Below are 17,002 nucleotides of genomic sequence, written 5' to 3'. Positions count from 1 at the left end.
GGGCTTGCGGCAATAAGGGCCATCAGGCCTGGGCAATCAGGTTTTGGTACAGCGCGACGTAGTGCTGGGCAGCACTGGTCCAATCGAAGGCAAGCTTCATGCCCGTCTGGCGCACGCGGTTCCATTCGGCCTTGCGGTGGTACAGCGCAAAGGCCCTGCGCACCGCACGGCGGTATTGGGTTTCGTTCATGTCGTCGAAGACAAAGCCGGTGGCGGTGCGGTCTTCCAGGGTTTCGAGGTCGGAGTCGACCACGGTGTCGGCCAAGCCACCGACGCGGCGCACCAGCGGCAGGCTGCCGTACTTCAAGCCGTACATCTGGGTCAGGCCGCAGGGCTCGAACCGCGAGGGCACCAGCGTCACATCGCTACCGGCAAAAATGCGGTGGGCAAAGGTCTCGTCGTAGCCCAGCTTCACCGCCACGCGGCCCTTGTGCGCTTTGGCCTGCGCCACAAAGGCCTGCTCCAGCCCCGTCTCGCCACTGCCCAGCACCAGCAGCTGGCCGCCGCGCGACACAATTTCGTCCACCGCGGCCAGCACCAATGGCAGGCCTTTTTGCTCCGTCAGACGGCTCACCACGGCAAACAGCGGCGCATCGGGCTCCAGTGCCAGGCCCATTTCGGCCTGCAGCACGGCCTTGTTTTGCGCCTTGCCGGTCATGTGGCGGGCGTCATAGGCATGCGCAATCAGCGCATCGGTGGACGGGTTCCACACACTGTCGTCCACCGCATTCAGGATGCCGCTCAGGTGCTGGTGGCGCGCGCGCAGCAGGCCGTCCAGCCCGCAGCCCTGCTCTGCGCCCTGGATCTCCTGGGCGTAGGTGGGGCTGACGGTGGTGATGTGGTTGGCGTAGAACAGACCGGCCTTCATGAACGAGAGCTGGCCGTGGAACTCCATGCCATGCACGTGGAAGGCGCGCCCGGGCAGGCCCAGGTCGCCAAAATGCTCGGGGCCAAACACGCCCTGGTAGGCCAGGTTGTGCACGGTGTACACCGACGGCACGCGCGGGCCACGCCCTTCGTTCCACAGCGCCAGGCTGGCCGGCGCCAGCGCAGCATGCCAATCATGGCTATGCACCAACTGGGGGCGCCACTGCGCATCCAGCCCGTGCGCCACATGGGCGGCGGCCAGACCCAGCGCCGCAAAGCGTCGGTGGTTGTCTCCATAGGCCTGCTTGTTGGCATCTTCATAAGGGTTGCCCGGCCGGTCATACAGACCTGGCGCCATCAGCACATAGGCACCCAGCGTGCGGCCTTCGCGCGCCAGCGCGGGCAGCGTGCCATAAGCCACCTCCACCCGCTCGCCCCAGGGCATGACAAAGCTGCCCACGGGCACCGCACCTTCCAACCCCGCGCAGATGGCCGGAAAGCCCGGCAGCATCACGCGCACATCGCAGCCCGCCTCTTGCAAGGCAGCGGGCAGCGCACCGGCAATGTCGGCCAACCCTCCAGTTTTGAGCAACGGAAAGATCTCGGCACTGACTTGCAGGATGCGCATGGAAGAAGGCATGGTTTGGAGGGGATGCAATGGGGGGTTAGGGTGCAGGCAGGCGGTTGATCATGTCCTTGGTGACCAGCACCACGCCATTTTCGGTGCGCTCAAAGCGCGCGGCGTCCGCCACCGGGTCTTCACCAATCACCAGGCCCTCGGGCACGCTGCAACCGCGGTCCACTACCACGCGGCTGAGGCGGCAGCCGCGGCCAATGGTGACTTCGGGCAGCAGCACGGCCTGGTCGATCACGCAAAAGGAATGCACCCGCACGCTGCTGAACAGCACCGAGTTGCTGACGATAGAGCCCGACACAATGCAGCCACCCGACACCATGGTGTTGATGGCCTGGCCGTGCTTGCCCTCGGCGTCCTGCACAAACTTGGCGGGTGGCAGCTGGCGCTGGCTGGTCCAGATCGGCCAGTTGGTGTCGTAAATATCCAGCTCAGGTGTCACCGAGGCGAGGTCCAGGTTGGCCTCCCAGAACGCATCGATCGTGCCCACATCGCGCCAGTAGGGCTCGGCGTCGGGGGTGGACGACACGCAGGACATGGAGAACGGGTGGGCAATCGCCCGGCCTTCGCGCACCACGCGGGGAATCACGTCCTTGCCAAAGTCGTGGCTGGAGTTGGGGTTGGCAATGTCGTCTTCCAGCAAGTCGTACAGGTACTGGGCATCGAAGATGTAAATGCCCATGCTGGCCAGTGACACGGCCTCGTTGCCGGGCATGGGGGGCGGGTCGGCAGGCTTTTCCACAAAGTCGGTGATCTGGCGCGTGCCGTCCACGGCCATCACACCAAAGGCGCTGGCTTCAGCGCGCGGCACCTCGATGCAACCCACGGTGCACCCCGCGCCACTGTCCACGTGGTCCTTGAGCATCAGCGAGTAGTCCATCTTGTAGACGTGGTCGCCGGCCAGCACCACCACGTACTCGGGCTTGCTGCTCTGGATGATGTCCAGGTTTTGGTAGATAGCGTCGGCCGTGCCGCGGTACCAGTGCTCCTCGTCCACGCGCTGTTGGGCGGGCAGCAGGTCCACCATTTCGTTCAGTTCGGCGCGCAAGAAGCTCCAGCCGCGCTGCAGGTGGCGCAACAACGAGTGCGACTTGTACTGGGTGATCACGCCAATGCGGCGAATGCCGGAGTTCACGCAGTTGGACAGCGCGAAGTCGACGATGCGGAACTTGCCGCCAAAGTACACCGCGGGTTTGGCGCGGCGGTCGGTCAGCTGCTTGAGGCGCGAACCGCGGCCTCCGGCCAGCACCAAGGCGATGGTGCGGCGCACCAGCATGTGGGGCTGCATATGGCGTTCTTGCTGCACGGGGCTGCGTGGGGTGTCTGTCGTGCTCATGCTTGTCTCCTGTTCATTTTTAGTGGGGTCGTTCTGCAAAAAATCGCGAAAATATGGCCGCTGTCAGGTCATCACCGTGGGCTGGTCCATGCCGGTGAAGGCGCGCACCTTGGCCACGGCCTCGGCCAGCGCCACCAGCGGCTGCAAGGCCTCTTGCGCGGGCAGGTCCTGCCGTGCGGGGTTGGGTTCGTGGCGTTCCAGGTACACACGCAGTGTGGCGCCCTCGGTGCCGGTGCCGGAGAGGCGGAACACCACGCGCGAGCCATCGGTCAGCACCACGCGCACGCCCTGCTTCTGGCTCACGCTGCCATCCACCGGGTCGGTGTAGGCAAAGTCATCGGCAAACGCAATCGGCAGGCCGGCCACGGTGGTGCCGCCCAGCGTGGGCAGCGCCGCGCGCAGCTCGCGCATCAGCGCATCGGCTTTGTCAGTGGGAATGGCTTCGTAGTCATGGCGCGAGTAAACGCAGCGGCCATGCTCCTTCCACAGCGCACGCACCAGTTGCTCGACGGTCTGGCCCGTGGTGGCCACCAGGTTGAGCCAGAACAGCACGGCCCACAGGCCGTCTTTTTCGCGCACATGGCTGGAGCCGGTGCCATAGCTTTCTTCGCCGCACAGCGTGACCTTGCCGGCGTCCATCAGGTTGCCGAAAAACTTCCAGCCCGTGGGCGTCTCAAAACACGGAATGTCCAGCGCCTTGGCCACGCGATCTACCGCAGTGCTGGTGGGCATGGAGCGCGCCACACCGGCCAGGCCGGCCTTGTACCCCGGCACCTGGGTGGCATGCGCCGCCAACACCGCCAGACTGTCAGACGGCGACACCACAAACTTGCGGCCCACCACCATGTTGCGGTCCGCGTCGCCATCACTCGCGGCACCCATGTCGGGCGCATCGTCGGCAAACAGATGGGCGATCAGGTCTTCAGCATTCACCGGATTGGGGTCGGGGTGCAGCCCGCCAAAGTCTTCCAGTGGCTCGGCATTCACCACGGTGCCCGCGGGCGCACCCAGCTCACCTTCGAGCAGGGATTTGGCGTACGGGCCGCCCACGGCACACATGGCGTCATAGCGCAATCGGAAACCGCCCGCAAACAGTGTGCGAATGGCCGCAAAGTCAAACAGGCCGCGCATTACTTCGGCATAGTCACTGACCGGGTAGATCACCACAATCTCGGTGCCTTCGAGCCGGCTGGTGCCCAGCGCATCCAGCGCCACATCGGAGGTGTCGGCCGTGTGCAACTGGCTGAGCTGCAGGGTGCGCGCGTAGACCGCATCGGTCACCTTCTCTGGCGCCGGGCCACCGTTGGCCACGTTGTACTTGATGCCAAAGTCGCCATCGGGCCCGCCGGGGTTGTGGCTGGCCGACAGCACGATGCCGCCGCTGGCACCGTGCTTGCGGATCACCGCACTCACGGCCGGGGTGGACAGAATACCGCCCTGTCCCACCAGCACGCGGGCATAGCCCTTGGCGGCGGCCATGCGCAGAATGGTCTGGATGGCGACGCGGTTGTGGTAACGACCGTCGCCCCCCACCACCAGGGTCTGGCCTGCGGCGTCGGGCAGCACATCGAACAGCGCTTGGACGAAGTTCTCCAGGTAACGTGGCTGCTGAAACACAGTCACTTTTTTGCGCAACCCCGAGGTACCGGGGCGCTGGCCGTCAAACGGCGTGGTGGGCAGAGTGATGATGGGCATAGGTAGATACGACGTAGTAAGTAAACAGGTTACAGGCCAGCCGCACTGGCCAGCCAAAGGCTCTGGGCAGGCACCTGCACACGTGGCGGCAAGGCCGCATCAGGTGTGGTGCCAGTATGGGTTTCCAGGCGCAGCTGCCAGGCAGTGCCAGCCGGTGCGACGGGCAGTGTGAACTCGACCACCTCGGCCGTGGCGTTGAGCAATAGCAGACAGGCGGTAGGGACAGCGGTACCGACCTGGGCGGGCGCAGGAATCAGTACCAACACCAGGGCACGCTCATGCGGGTGGTGCCAGTCGGAGCCGCTCAGCGCGTCCCCCTGCGGTGCCCACCACTGGGCCACCGGTGCGTTGGGTGATCCATGGTCCGCACTGCTGCGCCACCAGTCGCGGCTCTGCAACACAGGCAGCACACGGCGCAGGGCCAGCACGCGGGCTACAAACGCCGTCAATGCCTTGTCCGCGTCGTCCCAATGCAACCAGGTGGTGGAGTTGTCCTGGCAATAGGCATTGTTGTTGCCGCCCTGGCTGTGGCCGAGCTCGTCACCCGCCAACAACATGGGCGTGCCCAGCGACCACAGCAGGCTGGCCAGCAGCACGCGCTGCTGGCGCGCGCGCAGGGCCAGCACCTGGGGCTCGTCGCTGGGGCCTTCCACGCCATTGTTCACACTCAGGTTATGGCCGTGGCCATCGCGGTTGTGTTCGCCATTGGCCTCGTTGTGGCGCTCGTTGTAGCTCACCAAGTCCATCAGGGTGAAGCCGTCATGCGCGGTCACCAGGTTCACGCTGCTGTGCGCGGCACGCCGCGTGGGGTTAAAAGCATCCACCGAGCCGGCCAGGCGGTTGGCCAGGTCGGCACGGCTGGCACTGTGCTGCAGCCAGGCGCTGCGTTGGGTGTCACGAAAACGGTCATTCCACTCCAGCCAACCGGCCGGGAAAGCGCCCAGTTGGTAACCCCCAGGGCCGATGTCCCAGGGCTCGGCCACCATCAGGCGGTCACGCAGCACCGGGTCTTGTGCAATCGCCATGAGAAAGGGGGCGTTCGCCTCAAAGCGGTGCTCACGGTCGGCGCCCGCACGCGCCATCACGGGCGCCAGGTCAAAGCGGAAGCCGTCCACGCCAAACTCTTGCACCCATCCGCGCAGGCTGTCCATCACGGTGCGCAGTACCAAGGGGTGGGTCAGGTTCACGCAGTTGCCACAGCCGGTCCAGTTGGCGTAAAGCGCGGGGTTGCTGCTGTCCAGGTGGTAGTAGGTGGTGTTGTCGATGCCGCGCAGGCTGAGCGTGGGGCCCATCTCGTCGGTCTCGCCCGTGTGGTTGTAGACCACATCCAGAATCACTTCCAGCCCCGCCGCATGCAGCGCGTCCACCAGCCCGCGGAATTCGCTGCGCGGGCTGGTACCGGGGGTGCCGCTCCAGTACCGGTGCTCGGGTGCGTTCCAGGCAATCGGGCTGTAGCCCCAGTAGTTGGACAAGCCCAGCTGAATCAATCGCACCTCGTCTGCGCGGTGTGCCACGGGCATCAGGCTCACGGTGGTCACGCCCAGGCTGCGCAGATGCGCAATGGCCGCCGGGTGCGCCAAGCCGGCATAGCTGCCGCGCAGGGCCGCAGGTACCTCAGGGTGCAAGGCGGTAAAGCCTTTGAGATGCAACTCGTACAGCACCCGTTGGGCGGGGTCCACCTGCACCCGCCCCTGCGGTGGCGGCAGGTCCTGCACCACGCGGGCCTTCAGGGCCGTAGTGGCGTTGTCGCGTGCATCCAGCTGATGGGGATTGCCGGGTACATGGCCCACGTGCACATCGTCGCCGTCGTAGCGCCCTACCACCTCACGCGCAGCCGGGTCCAGCAGCAACTTGGCGGGGTTGAAGCGTTGGCCCTGCGCGGGGTTCCAAGGGCCATGCACGCGCCAGCCATAGACCAGACCGGCCTGGGCACCGGGCAGAAAACCGTGCCACAGGCCCTCCACCGGGCCCAGCATCGCCAGGCGTTGGACTTCCTGCGTGGCGCTGGCGTCGAACAGGCACAGCTCGACGGCTTGGGCGTTGGGCGCAGCCAGGCAAAAGTTCACGCCCTGGTCGCGCAACTGCGCTCCCAAGGTGTGCGTTTGGCCGGGTTGCAAGGTCATGCCTACGGAATCCGCTGGGTCGTTTATGGGGCCATGCGGGTGAGCACAAGGCATGCCAGCGGCGGCAGGCTCAGCACCACCGACTGCGCGCGGTGGTGGGCGGCCACGGCCTCGGTGGCCAGCTCGCCATTGCCCACACCGCTGCCGCCGTACACGGCGTTGTCGGTATTGATCAGCTCGCGCCAGGTGCCCCCACTGGGCAAACCGATGCGGTAGCCGTGACGTGGCAGCGGGGTGAAATTGCACACCACCACGGCGCACTCGCCCCGCAGGCCATGGCGCGCAAAGGCCACCACCGATTGGGCCGCGTCCTCATGGGCGATCCAGTCAAAGCCGCCGCTCTGCACATCCTGCCGGTGCAACGCGGGGAAGGCCTGGTACACGCGGTTCAGGTCGCGCACCAGGCGCTGCACGCCCTGGTGGGCAGGTTGCTGCTCCAGCGACCAGGACAGCTCGGACCCATCGGCCCATTCGGTGGGCTGGGCCAGCTCGCCGCCCATGAACAGCAGCTTCTTGCCCGGGTAGGCCCACATGAAGCCATAGAGCGCACGCAGATTGGCAAAGCGCTGCCAGTCGTCTCCCGGCATCTTGCCCAAGAGCGAGCCCTTGCCGTGCACCACCTCGTCATGCGAGAGCGGCAGCACAAAGTTTTCGGTAAAGGCGTACATCAGCCCGAAGGTGAGCTGGTTGTGGTGGTGCCGGCGGTGCACCGGGTCCAGCGACGCGTACTTCAACGTGTCGTGCATCCAGCCCATGTTCCACTTGTAGTGAAAGCCCAGGCCACCGCTTTGCAGGTCCGCGCTGGGCGGACGGCTCACGCCGGGGAACGCGGTGGACTCTTCGGCCAGCGTGATGGCGCCGGGCCGTTCGGTGCCCACGGTGTGGTTCATGCGGCGCAGAAACTCGATGGCTTCCAGGTTCTCGCGCCCGCCGTGCTTGTTGGGGATCCATTGCCCCTCCTCGCGGCTGTAGTCGCGGTACAGCATGGAGGCTACGGCGTCCACGCGCAGTCCGTCGATGCCATAGCGCTCCAGCCAGTACAGCGCGTTTCCGACCAGGAAGTTGCGCACCTCGGTACGGCCGAAGTTGTAGATCAGCGTATTCCAGTCCTGGTGAAAGCCTTCCTTGGGGTCGGCGTATTCGTACAGGTGGGTGCCGTCAAACTCGGCCAGGCCGTGCGCGTCACTCGGAAAGTGCGCGGGCACCCAGTCCAGGATCACGCCCAGGCCGGCGGCATGCGCAGCGTCCACAAAAAACTTGAAGTCTTCGGGTGAACCAAAGCGCGATGTGGGCGCAAACAGCCCCAGCGGCTGGTAGCCCCAGGAGCCATCAAACGGATGCTCGCTGATGGGGAGCAACTCCAGGTGGGTGAAGCCCATCTCCTTGGCATAGGGCACCAGGGTGTCGGCCAGCTCGCGGTAGCTGAGCCAGCGCCAGCCGTCGGCCTTGCGCCACGAGCCCAGGTGCACTTCATAGATGCTGATGGGCTTGTCAAACGCATTGGCGGCAGCGCGGTCGGCGCGCATGGGCAGGCGCGGCGGCAGCGGGTAGACCACGCTGGCGGTGTCGGGCCGCAGCTGGGCGTGGAAGGCGAAGGGGTCGGCCTTGACGGCAATCTGGCCCTGGGCGCCCAGAATCTCGAACTTGTAGAGGTCGCCCTGGGCCACATCTGGGATGAAGATTTCCCACACGCCGCACTCGCGCCGAAAGCGCATGGGGTGGCGCCGGCCATCCCACTGGTTGAACGAGCCCACCACCGAAACACGGCGGGCATTCGGTGCCCACACTGCAAAGCTGGCACCGGACACCCCATTGATGCAGACCAGGTGCGCACCCAGGCATTCAAACGGGCGCTGGTGCGTGCCTTCGGCCAGCAACCACAGGTCCAGGTCTTGCAGCACCAGGGGGAAGCTGTAGGGATCGTCAATCAACTGCTCGGGGCCATCGGCCCACTGCACGCGCAGCTGGTAGGCAAATGGCGCGACGCTGGCGGCCAGTTGCACGCCAAAGACGTCGGTACCCGCATGGCGCGCCAGCGTAGCGCGGGCCAGGCCCGTGGTTTTGTCCACCAGCGCCACCGCGGTGGCGCCCGGCAAGACGGCGGTCACCGCCAGGCCGTCGGGGCGGGCATGCATACCCAATACGCCAAAAGGATCGGGGTGCTCTGCCCGCATCAGGGCGGACAGGTCGTGGTCTTGCAGCGTCATGGTGTGGGGGTCGGCACCGGGGTGCCGCCGCTTTGTCTCTTGTTGACGAACAGCTTAGTGCATTCTCAAGGCGTTTTACTTAGTCAACACCCCTGCACTGCCTCCAAGACCCAATTTGTACCCTGTTTTGTGGCGAGTTACCGATACTCACCCAGCGATTTAGCGTAATCGTTCGACTAGATAGCCACGCGTAGCCAACAAGGCCGGTAGCCCTTGCGGCCCCGCCATATGCAGACTGCCCACCGCCACCAGCAGCTTTTTGCCGCTGGCGTGTAAAGCATCCACGCGCTGTGCCAGGCCGGGGTTGCGGTCGTCCAGCAAGCGGCGCATCTGCTCCTTCTCGCTGGGCGTGTTGGCGCACTGGCACCATTCGTTGTAGCGGGACAGCGCATCAAAGTCGGCTGTGTCCCACACCTCTACCGTGCGCAGCAGCATCTGGCGCAGGCGGTCGGTTTCCAGATCATCCAGGCCCTCGCGCACCACGGTGGTGGCCTCGGCTGCGTTGCGGGCCAGCAAGGCATGCATTTGCTGCTGCACGGTTTCCAGTGAGACCACGGGCCGCGCGATGCTGCGCGCCACGACCGACAGCAGCACTTCGGAACCATACGTCGGGTCCAGCCCGTCGCGCCGCCCCACCATCGCGGACAGGGTGATGAGCTGCATTTCAGCGGGCGCCTTGTCCACGTCCTGCGTCGGCAGGCACTGGGCCTGCAACTGGCGCACCAGCCGGGTCCGCAGTGCCGCGGTCAGGGGCCGCAACTTCATCTGGGCCAGGCCAGCGGCCATCTCGCGCTGCACATCGGGGTTCAGCGGGTCCAGCTCCAGGGCCAAGGTGTCGGTGGCTTGCAGTGCGTCCCGCAACAGCGGGCCGGGCGCCATCCACTCGGCGCGGCCCACATGCAAGGTGCCGTACAGGTACGAGCTGTGGCCGCCCTTACTCACGCGCCACAGCAGGCCGCGGTCTTTGGCTTGGGCAGCGGCAGCCTGGAACAGGGTTTCATTGAGCGGCTGGGCTGCGAGGGGGCAGGCTTCTGCACTGCCCTCCGCCGCGCGGACAACCCCACCGCCGAGCAGCCAGCCCAGCATGCAAATTGCTATAAATTGAATAGCTGCTCGCGCAGAGGGCATGGGGGCTAGCGGCCTATTGGGTGTCTCAACGCCTAGCGTGGCTTGCGTGGCAGCCGGGCGCTGGGTTTGGCAGCTCCGGTCACGCGTGGTGGCAAGCCGGTGTGCTGGGTCAGCATGCGGCCCTTCACCGGTGCAGCGGGCGCAGCGGCTTTGGCCGGTGCGGCTGTCGAGTTTTTCTTGCGTGCACTCTGGTAAGCCCCATCGCCCAGCGGCTGGAAGGTGGGAATCAGGTGGTGCTTGCCGTTGCCAACCAGATCGGCACGGCCCATGGCCTTCAGCGCCTCGCGCAAAAGCGGCCAGTTGTTGGGGTCGTGGTAGCGCAAGAAAGCCTTGTGCAGGCGGCGGCGCTTCTCGCCACGGACGATGTCCACCGTCTCATCGTCGCTCTGTGCCGTGCGGTGCACGCGCTTGAGCGTGTTGCGGCCAGAGTGGTACATGGCCGTGGCCGTGGCCATGGGGCTGGGGTAGAAGGTCTGCACCTGGTCGGCTCTAAAGCCATTCTTCTTCAGCCAGATGGCCAGGTTCATCATGTCTTCGTCGGTCGTGCCCGGGTGGGCCGCGATGAAGTAAGGAATCAGGAACTGCTTTTTGCCCGCCTCGGCGCTGAACTTCTCGAACAACTGCTTGAACTTGTCGTACGAGCCAATGCCCGGCTTCATCATCTTGGTGAGCGGCCCCTGCTCGGTGTGTTCGGGTGCGATCTTCAGGTAGCCGCCGACGTGGTGCTGCACCAGTTCCTTCACGTACTCCGGGCTTTTCACGGCCAGGTCGTAGCGCAGGCCGGAGCCGATCAGAATCTTCTTGATGCCCTTGAGCGCGCGCGCGCGGCGGTAGATCTTGATCAGCGGGTCGTGGTTGGTGGTCAGGTTCTGGCAGATGCCGGGGTAGACGCAGCTGGGCTTGCGGCAGGCGGCCTCGATCTCGGGGCTCTTGCAGCCCAGACGGTACATATTGGCCGTGGGGCCACCCAGGTCGGAGATGGTGCCGGTAAAGCCCTTGACCTTGTCGCGGATGTCTTCCACCTCTTTGATGATGGACTCTTCGGAGCGGCTCTGGATGATGCGGCCCTCGTGCTCGGTGATCGAGCAAAAGGTGCAGCCGCCAAAGCAGCCACGCATGATGTTGACGCTGAAGCGGATCATCTCCCAGGCGGGAATCTTGGTCGCGCCGTCATGGCTGCCGTTTTCATCGGCATAGCTGGGGTGCGGGCTGCGCGCATACGGCAGGTCAAACACCAGGTCCATCTCGGCCGTGGTCAGCGGAATGGGGGGCGGGTTGATCCAGACATCGCGGGCGGTCACGCCCTCCCCGTGCGCCTGCACCAGGGAGCGGGCGTTGCCGGGGTTGGTTTCCAGGTGCAACACGCGGTTGGCGTGGGCGTAGAGGATGGGGTCGCTCTTCACCTGCTCATAGCTGGGTAGGCGGATCACCGAACGCTCACGCGGCGGCACCTTGTACTTGCCCAGGCCATGCAAGCCGGGTTGCAAGTTGGGGTTTGGCATAAAAGTCAAAGGCTTTAGGGCCGCAGCCCGCATGGACTCTGCGCGGGCAGCTCCTTCTTTGGTAGCGCCCTCGGCCACCAGCTTGGCTTCATCTTCCTTGGAACAGGTGGCACCGTTTTCGGCGGCCTGCTCGCTCGTGGTCATGTACGGGTTGATGTGGGCTTCCACCCGGCCCGGTTCGTCCACCGTGGTCGAGGTGATTTCAAACCAGCCCTTGCCGGTTTCATCATCGGGGCGGCGCACAAAGGCAGTGCCGCGCACATCGGTGATCTGCTCCACCAGCTCCTTGGCAGCCAGGCGGTGGGCGATTTCGACAATCGCACGCTCAGCGTTGCCGTACAGCAGCAGGTCGCACTTGGCGTCCACCACGATGCTGCGGCGCACCTTGTCGCTCCAGTAGTCATAGTGGGCGATGCGGCGCAAAGAACCTTCGATGCCACCCAGGATGATGGGGACGTCCTTGAAAGCTTCGCGGCAGCGCTGGCTGTAGACAATCGCGGCGCGATCCGGGCGTTTGCCGCCCACGTCGCCGGGCGTATAGGCGTCGTCACTGCGGATCTTGCGGTCCGCGGTGTAGCGGTTGATCATGGAATCCATGTTGCCGCTGGTCACGCCCCAGAACAGGTTGGGCTTGCCCAAAGCCTTGAAGGCCTCGGCGCTAGTCCAGTCGGGCTGGGCGATGATGCCGACCCGAAAGCCCTGCGCTTCCAGCATGCGGCCGATCACGGCCATACCGAAGCTGGGGTGGTCCACATAGGCGTCGCCGGTAACCAGGATGATGTCGCAGCTGTCCCATCCCAGTAGATCCATCTCTTTGCGGCTCATCGGCAGAAACTTGGCCGTGCCAAAGCGGGCCGCCCAGTACTTGCGGTAGCTGGACAGCGGCTTGGCGGCGCGCGCGAAAAAGGAGACGTCGACTGGGGCGTTCATGGGGATCCGGGGGGTAACCCTAGAGTGTAAGGTTTTGCGCCTGTTTACGCACCCTCTAAGGACAAGCGGCGCAGGGGGACTGAAAGCGCAATCGGAATTTTGCGCACCGTTCGCCAGCGGAAAGCGCCAAATGCCTGATTTTCCACGGTAAAAACCCCAATGCACTGGCTTGGGGCGGCATCAAATTTGCTCTGCTTAGCCCGTAGAATGATTTTTTCTTATTTTTCAATCCGCCGGGGCTTGCTCCGGCAACTCTAAGGGAACTTTTCCATGAAGAAACTCCTGCTGGCACTGGCAGTCACCTCGGTTTTGGCCGCTTGCGGCAAAAAAGAAGAAGCTGCGCCCGCAGCGCCTGCGGCTCCCGCATCGGCCCCCGCCGCTGCCGCACCTGCGCCCGAAGCCGCCGTGTTGAAGGTCGCCATCGACCCCACCTACGAACCCTTCACCTTCAAGACGGCTGACGGCAAGCCCGCTGGTTTTGACGTGGACATCGCCTTGGCACTCTGCGACCAGATCAAGCGCAAGTGCGAATTCGTGGAACAAGTCTGGGACAGCATGATCCCCGGCCTGACCGCCAAGAAGTACGACGTCATCATTTCCTCCATGTCCGCCACCGAAGAGCGCAAGCAGGAAATCGACTTCTCCGACAAGTACTACCAAACCCCCAGCCGCGTCGTGCTGAAGAAGGGTTCCAAGTTCACCGATGCTGCCTCCATCAAGGGCAAGAAGCTCGGCGTTCTGAAGGGTTCCACCCAGGAAAAATATGCCTTGGACAACCTCAAGCCAGCTGGCGTGATCATCAACTCCTACGAAGCCCAGGATCAGGTCTATCTGGACATCAAGTCCGGCCGTCTGGACGGTACCGTGGCCGACTACCTGGAAGTCACCGGCGGTTTCCTTTCCAAGCCTGAAGGCGCCAAGTACGAGCTGGTCGGCCCCGATCTGGACGACGCCAAGTACTTCGCCGGTGTAGGCGTGGCCATGCGCAAGGGTGAAGACAAACTGAAGGCTGACATCAATGCCGGCATCAAGACGATTCGCGACAACGGTACTTACAAGACCCTGAACGACAAGTACTTCGCCAAGTACGGAATCGACGTCTACGGCAAGTAAGCCATGTGACCGCACACGCAACGGGGCGCTACCATGCGCCCCGTTGCGCGTTTTTGCTGTGCCTTGTTGTTAGTCGCCTTTCAAGCCATTCATGAACGCCTATTACGTTGCCATCTTGCAAGGCTCTGTGCTCACCGTCGGGGTATCCCTGTGCGCACTGCTGGTAGCCATTGCGCTGGGCCTCTTGGGCGCCAGCGCCAAACTCTCGGGCCGTCCTGTGCTGGGTGCGGTTGCCGCTGCCTACACCACCGTCATCCGCGGTGTGCCCGACCTGGTCGTCATGCTGCTGGTCTTCTACGGCGGCACCATTGGCCTGAACCGCCTGCTGGAACTCGCCGGCAGCAAAGCCACCATTGACATCAACCCCTTTCTGGCCGGCGTGCTGACTCTGGGCTTCATTTACGGGGCTTACATGACAGAGACGTTCCGCGGCGCCATTCTCTCCATCCCCAAGGGCCAGATGGAAGCCGCCGTCGCCTACGGCATGCACCCACTGCGCGCCTTTGTACGCATTACCCTGCCGCAGATGGTGCGTTACGCCCTGCCCGGCTTCACCAACAACTGGCTGGTGCTCATCAAATCCACTGCACTGGTGAGCCTGATTGGCCTCAAAGAAATGACCTACATCGGCAAGCAGGCCAGTGCCGCCACGCGTGCGCCGTTTGCCTTCTTCCTGTTCACCGCGGCCCTGTTCCTCATTTACACGACCATCTCGCTGTATGCACTGCGCAAGCTCAATGCGCGCTACAGCCTGGGCACCAAGCGGGCTGAACTATGAAATGGCATGTGATATTTGAGCCCCAGAACCTGGAGCTCTACGCCACCGGCATCCTCACCACGCTGGGGCTGCTGTTTTCTTCGCTGGGCATAGGCGCCGTGCTGGCGCTCATCTTTGCGCTGCTGCTGACCGGCCCCTGGAAAACGGCTCGCTGGATCGTGGGCGCCTATACCTATGTGATCCGCGGCACACCGCTGCTGATCCAGGTCTACCTGATCTACTACGGCCTGGGCCAGTTGGAATGGATCCAGGCGCGCTGGGACGATGTCTGGCCCTGGACGCATTTCAAGGAACCCTTCTTCTGCGCGCTGCTGGCCTTTAGCCTGAACACCGCGGGTTACACCGCCGAGATGCTGGCCGGTGCGATCCGCGAGACCTCGGCCGGCGAGATCGAATCGGCCCAGGCCTATGGCATGAGCCGCTTCCAGGTCATGCGCTACATCGTGCTGCCCAGCGCCATGCGCCGCACTTTGCCCGCTTACAGCAACGAGGTGGTCATGATGCTGCAAAGCACCAGCCTGGCCAGCGCGGTGCCCAGCATGCTGGACGTGACGGCGGCGGCCAGCAGCATCTATTCCACGTACTACCTGCCCTTCGAGGCCTATATCGCGGCGGCGGCCATCTACCTGGTGGCGTCGTTCTGCCTGATCGGAATCTTCCGCGTGGCAGAAAAGTACCTGCTGGCCTACCTCGCCCCCCGCACGCATTGAACCGCCATGCAACGCATTGACCACCCCCTGCTCTCCAACAGCCTGGGCAGCCATCGCAGCCTGAGCAGCTTTCACTACGGCGCGCCGGGCCAGGGCCCCAAGATCTACATACAGGCCAGCCTGCACGCCGAAGAGCTACCGGGCATGCTGGTGGCCCACCACCTGCGCGCCCATCTGGACGCAGCCGAAGCGGCAGGACAGATCCAAGGCGAGATCATTCTGGTGCCGGTGGCCAATCCGATTGGCCTGGCCCAGCGTGTGGACCACAAGCCCATGGGCCGGTTTGAGCTGGATAGCTCTGAGAACTTCAACCGCCACTACCCCGACCTGGCCCAGGCCGTATTCCCGCTGGTGAAAGACGCCCTGGGTGCCGACCCGACGGCCAACGTGGTCACCGTGCGCCGCGCCATGGGCGAATACCTGCGCCAGTGGCAACCCACCACCGAGCTGCAGAGCCTGCGCCGTACCCTGCTAACGTTGTCGCATGACGCTGACTACGTGATTGACCTGCACTGCGACTGCGAAGGCGTGATGCACTTCTACACCGAGGAGGGCTGCTGGCCCCAGTTGGCACCACTGGCCCACCTGCTGAAGGCCCAGGCCATTCTGCTGGCCAAGAATTCGGGCAGTGGCCCGTTTGACGAATGCCTGTCAGGCGCCTGGTGGCAGTTGGCCGAAGCCCTGAAGGCAGCGGGCCGCACCGCCCCGCTGCCCCAAGGCTGCTGCAGCACCACGGTAGAGCTGCGCGGTGAGGCGGACGTGGCCCACGCCTTTGCGCGCGACGATGCCGCGGCCGTGCTCGCATTCCTGCAACACAGTGGTGCGATTGCGGGCGGCCCGGTGACCATCCCATCTGCGCTTTGCCAGGCCACGCCTCTGGCCGGCTCCGAGACCCTGAACACCCCAGTGCCTGGCGTAGTGGTCTACGCCGCCGAGGTGGGGCAGACCCTGCAAGTGGGCGATCTGGTGGCCGAAGTTATTGACCCCATTGCCAACACCAGCCACCGCGTGGTGGCCGGTGTGGCCGGCGTGTTCTACGCGCGGGTGCGCGACCGCTATGCCGTCTCGGGTGCCGAAATCGGCAAGGTAGCCGGCGCCATTCCTTTCCGAACCGGGGAACTGCTGGGCGCCTGAGCGCCTGGCCCTCTCCCCCTCCCAACGCATTACCCTGCACTGCCATGACCAGCAAACCTCTCAAACTCCAGGTTGAAAACATCCACAAGCGCTTTGGCAGCAACGAGGTGCTCAAGGGCGTGTCCCTCTCCGCCCATGCGGGCGATGTGATCAGCATCATCGGCAGCTCGGGCTCGGGCAAGAGCACGTTCTTGCGCTGCATCAACATGTTGGAGCGCCCACACCAGGGCCGCATCCACGTCGCCGGTGAAGAGTTGGTGCTGATGCCTGGCCCCACGGGCGAGCTGGTGGCCAAGGACGCCAAGCAGCTGCAGCGCCTGCGCACGCGATTGGCCATGGTGTTCCAGCACTTCAACCTGTGGGCCCACATGACGGTGTTGCAAAACATCATCGAAGTGCCGGTGCACGTGCTGGGTATCCCCAAAGACCAGGCCGTGGACACCGCGCGCAAGTACCTCGCCAAAGTGGGCCTGTCGGGCGTGGAAGACCGCTACCCCGCGCACATGAGCGGCGGCCAGCAGCAACGCGTGGCCATTGCCCGCGCGCTGGCGGTAGAGCCCGAAGTCATGCTATTTGACGAACCCACCAGCGCGCTGGACCCCGAGCTAGTGTCCGAAGTGCTCAAGGTCATGAAAAACCTGGCCTTGGAGGGCCGCACCATGGTGGTGGTCACCCACGAAATGGGCTTTGCACGCGAGGTGGCCAACCACCTGATCTTCCTGCACAAGGGCCTGGTTGAGGAAGAAGGCAACCCTGCTGAGGTGCTGGCCAACCCCAAGAGCGAACGCCTGGCCCAGTTTCTCTCGGGCAGCCTGAAATAAGCGCTGCGCCTTAGCGAGCCTGCC

General features: G+C 64.4%; 12 protein-coding genes. 5 read left to right on the top strand and 7 right to left on the bottom strand.

Annotation, left to right across the window (positions count from 1 at the left end):
- Positions 1-22: 22 nt before the first annotated feature.
- From glgA to AC097R_RS11640, 7 genes are all read right to left on the bottom strand, one after another.
- Positions 23-1,495, bottom strand: a complete 1,473-nt coding sequence (glgA, locus tag AC097R_RS11670; RefSeq protein WP_479599539.1) for a glycogen synthase GlgA — start codon at positions 1,493-1,495, stop codon at positions 23-25.
- 37 nt (positions 1,496-1,532) lie between these two features.
- Positions 1,533-2,837: a glucose-1-phosphate adenylyltransferase gene (gene glgC, locus AC097R_RS11665; RefSeq protein WP_479598280.1), complete on the bottom strand. Its 1,305-nt coding sequence runs from the start codon at positions 2,835-2,837 to the stop codon at positions 1,533-1,535.
- A 63-nt stretch (positions 2,838-2,900) separates the two neighbouring features.
- On the bottom strand, positions 2,901-4,532 hold the full coding sequence (locus AC097R_RS11660; RefSeq protein WP_479598279.1) for an alpha-D-glucose phosphate-specific phosphoglucomutase: 1,632 nt from the start codon (positions 4,530-4,532) through the stop codon (positions 2,901-2,903).
- A 29-nt stretch (positions 4,533-4,561) separates the two neighbouring features.
- Positions 4,562-6,655 carry a glycogen debranching protein GlgX gene (gene glgX / locus AC097R_RS11655; protein ID WP_479598278.1) on the bottom strand — a complete coding sequence of 698 codons (2,094 nt, stop codon included), beginning with the start codon at positions 6,653-6,655 and terminating at the stop codon, positions 4,562-4,564.
- 23 nt (positions 6,656-6,678) lie between these two features.
- Entirely contained in the window at positions 6,679-8,862 is a 2,184-nt protein-coding gene (gene glgB / locus AC097R_RS11650; protein WP_479598277.1) for a 1,4-alpha-glucan branching protein GlgB, read from the bottom strand.
- 159 nt (positions 8,863-9,021) lie between these two features.
- Positions 9,022-9,948, bottom strand: coding sequence for a TraB/GumN family protein (locus AC097R_RS11645; RefSeq protein WP_479598276.1), 927 nt, complete (start codon positions 9,946-9,948; stop codon positions 9,022-9,024).
- 74 nt (positions 9,949-10,022) lie between these two features.
- Positions 10,023-12,422: a YgiQ family radical SAM protein gene (locus AC097R_RS11640; protein WP_479598275.1), complete on the bottom strand. Its 2,400-nt coding sequence runs from the start codon at positions 12,420-12,422 to the stop codon at positions 10,023-10,025.
- A 270-nt stretch (positions 12,423-12,692) separates the two neighbouring features.
- Here AC097R_RS11640 and AC097R_RS11635 point away from each other — a divergent pair, with 270 nt between their 5' ends.
- From AC097R_RS11635 to AC097R_RS11615, 5 genes are all read left to right on the top strand, one after another.
- Positions 12,693-13,535: a transporter substrate-binding domain-containing protein gene (locus AC097R_RS11635; RefSeq protein ID WP_479598274.1), complete on the top strand. Its 843-nt coding sequence runs from the start codon at positions 12,693-12,695 to the stop codon at positions 13,533-13,535.
- Between the two features lie 91 nt (positions 13,536-13,626).
- On the top strand, positions 13,627-14,313 hold the full coding sequence (locus tag AC097R_RS11630; protein WP_479598273.1) for an ABC transporter permease: 687 nt from the start codon (positions 13,627-13,629) through the stop codon (positions 14,311-14,313).
- Entirely contained in the window at positions 14,310-15,023 is a 714-nt protein-coding gene (locus AC097R_RS11625) for an ABC transporter permease (protein WP_479598272.1), read from the top strand. The genes AC097R_RS11630 and AC097R_RS11625 overlap by 4 nt, the downstream gene beginning before the upstream one ends.
- 6 nt (positions 15,024-15,029) lie before the next feature.
- Positions 15,030-16,157 (top strand): succinylglutamate desuccinylase/aspartoacylase family protein, encoded by a 1,128-nt coding sequence (locus AC097R_RS11620; protein WP_479598271.1) that lies wholly within the window; start codon positions 15,030-15,032, stop codon positions 16,155-16,157.
- 44 nt (positions 16,158-16,201) lie between these two features.
- Positions 16,202-16,978 (top strand): ABC transporter ATP-binding protein, encoded by a 777-nt coding sequence (locus AC097R_RS11615; protein ID WP_479598270.1) that lies wholly within the window; start codon positions 16,202-16,204, stop codon positions 16,976-16,978.
- Positions 16,979-17,002 lie beyond the last annotated feature (24 nt).

The sequence above is a fragment of the Rhodoferax sp. ZS1R25 genome (assembly GCF_056521335.1).
The sequence above is the reverse complement of the archived record's forward strand: the minus strand, read 5'-3'. Positions and strand labels throughout refer to the sequence as shown.

What these genes read in the sequence shown, in the direction of transcription:
- glgA (WP_479599539.1), bottom strand. Translation starts at nt 1,495, where the DNA reads ATGCGCATCCTGCAAGTCAGTGCCGAGATCTTTCCGTTGCTCAAAACT.
- glgC (WP_479598280.1), bottom strand. Translation starts at nt 2,837, where the DNA reads ATGAGCACGACAGACACCCCACGCAGCCCCGTGCAGCAAGAACGCCAT.
- AC097R_RS11660 (WP_479598279.1), bottom strand. Translation starts at nt 4,532, where the DNA reads ATGCCCATCATCACTCTGCCCACCACGCCGTTTGACGGCCAGCGCCCC.
- glgX (WP_479598278.1), bottom strand. Translation starts at nt 6,655, where the DNA reads ATGACCTTGCAACCCGGCCAAACGCACACCTTGGGAGCGCAGTTGCGC.
- glgB (WP_479598277.1), bottom strand. Translation starts at nt 8,862, where the DNA reads ATGACGCTGCAAGACCACGACCTGTCCGCCCTGATGCGGGCAGAGCAC.
- AC097R_RS11645 (WP_479598276.1), bottom strand. Translation starts at nt 9,948, where the DNA reads ATGCTGGGCTGGCTGCTCGGCGGTGGGGTTGTCCGCGCGGCGGAGGGC.
- AC097R_RS11640 (WP_479598275.1), bottom strand. Translation starts at nt 12,422, where the DNA reads ATGAACGCCCCAGTCGACGTCTCCTTTTTCGCGCGCGCCGCCAAGCCG.
- AC097R_RS11635 (WP_479598274.1), top strand. Translation starts at nt 12,693, where the DNA reads ATGAAGAAACTCCTGCTGGCACTGGCAGTCACCTCGGTTTTGGCCGCT.
- AC097R_RS11630 (WP_479598273.1), top strand. Translation starts at nt 13,627, where the DNA reads ATGAACGCCTATTACGTTGCCATCTTGCAAGGCTCTGTGCTCACCGTC.
- AC097R_RS11625 (WP_479598272.1), top strand. Translation starts at nt 14,310, where the DNA reads ATGAAATGGCATGTGATATTTGAGCCCCAGAACCTGGAGCTCTACGCC.
- AC097R_RS11620 (WP_479598271.1), top strand. Translation starts at nt 15,030, where the DNA reads ATGCAACGCATTGACCACCCCCTGCTCTCCAACAGCCTGGGCAGCCAT.
- AC097R_RS11615 (WP_479598270.1), top strand. Translation starts at nt 16,202, where the DNA reads ATGACCAGCAAACCTCTCAAACTCCAGGTTGAAAACATCCACAAGCGC.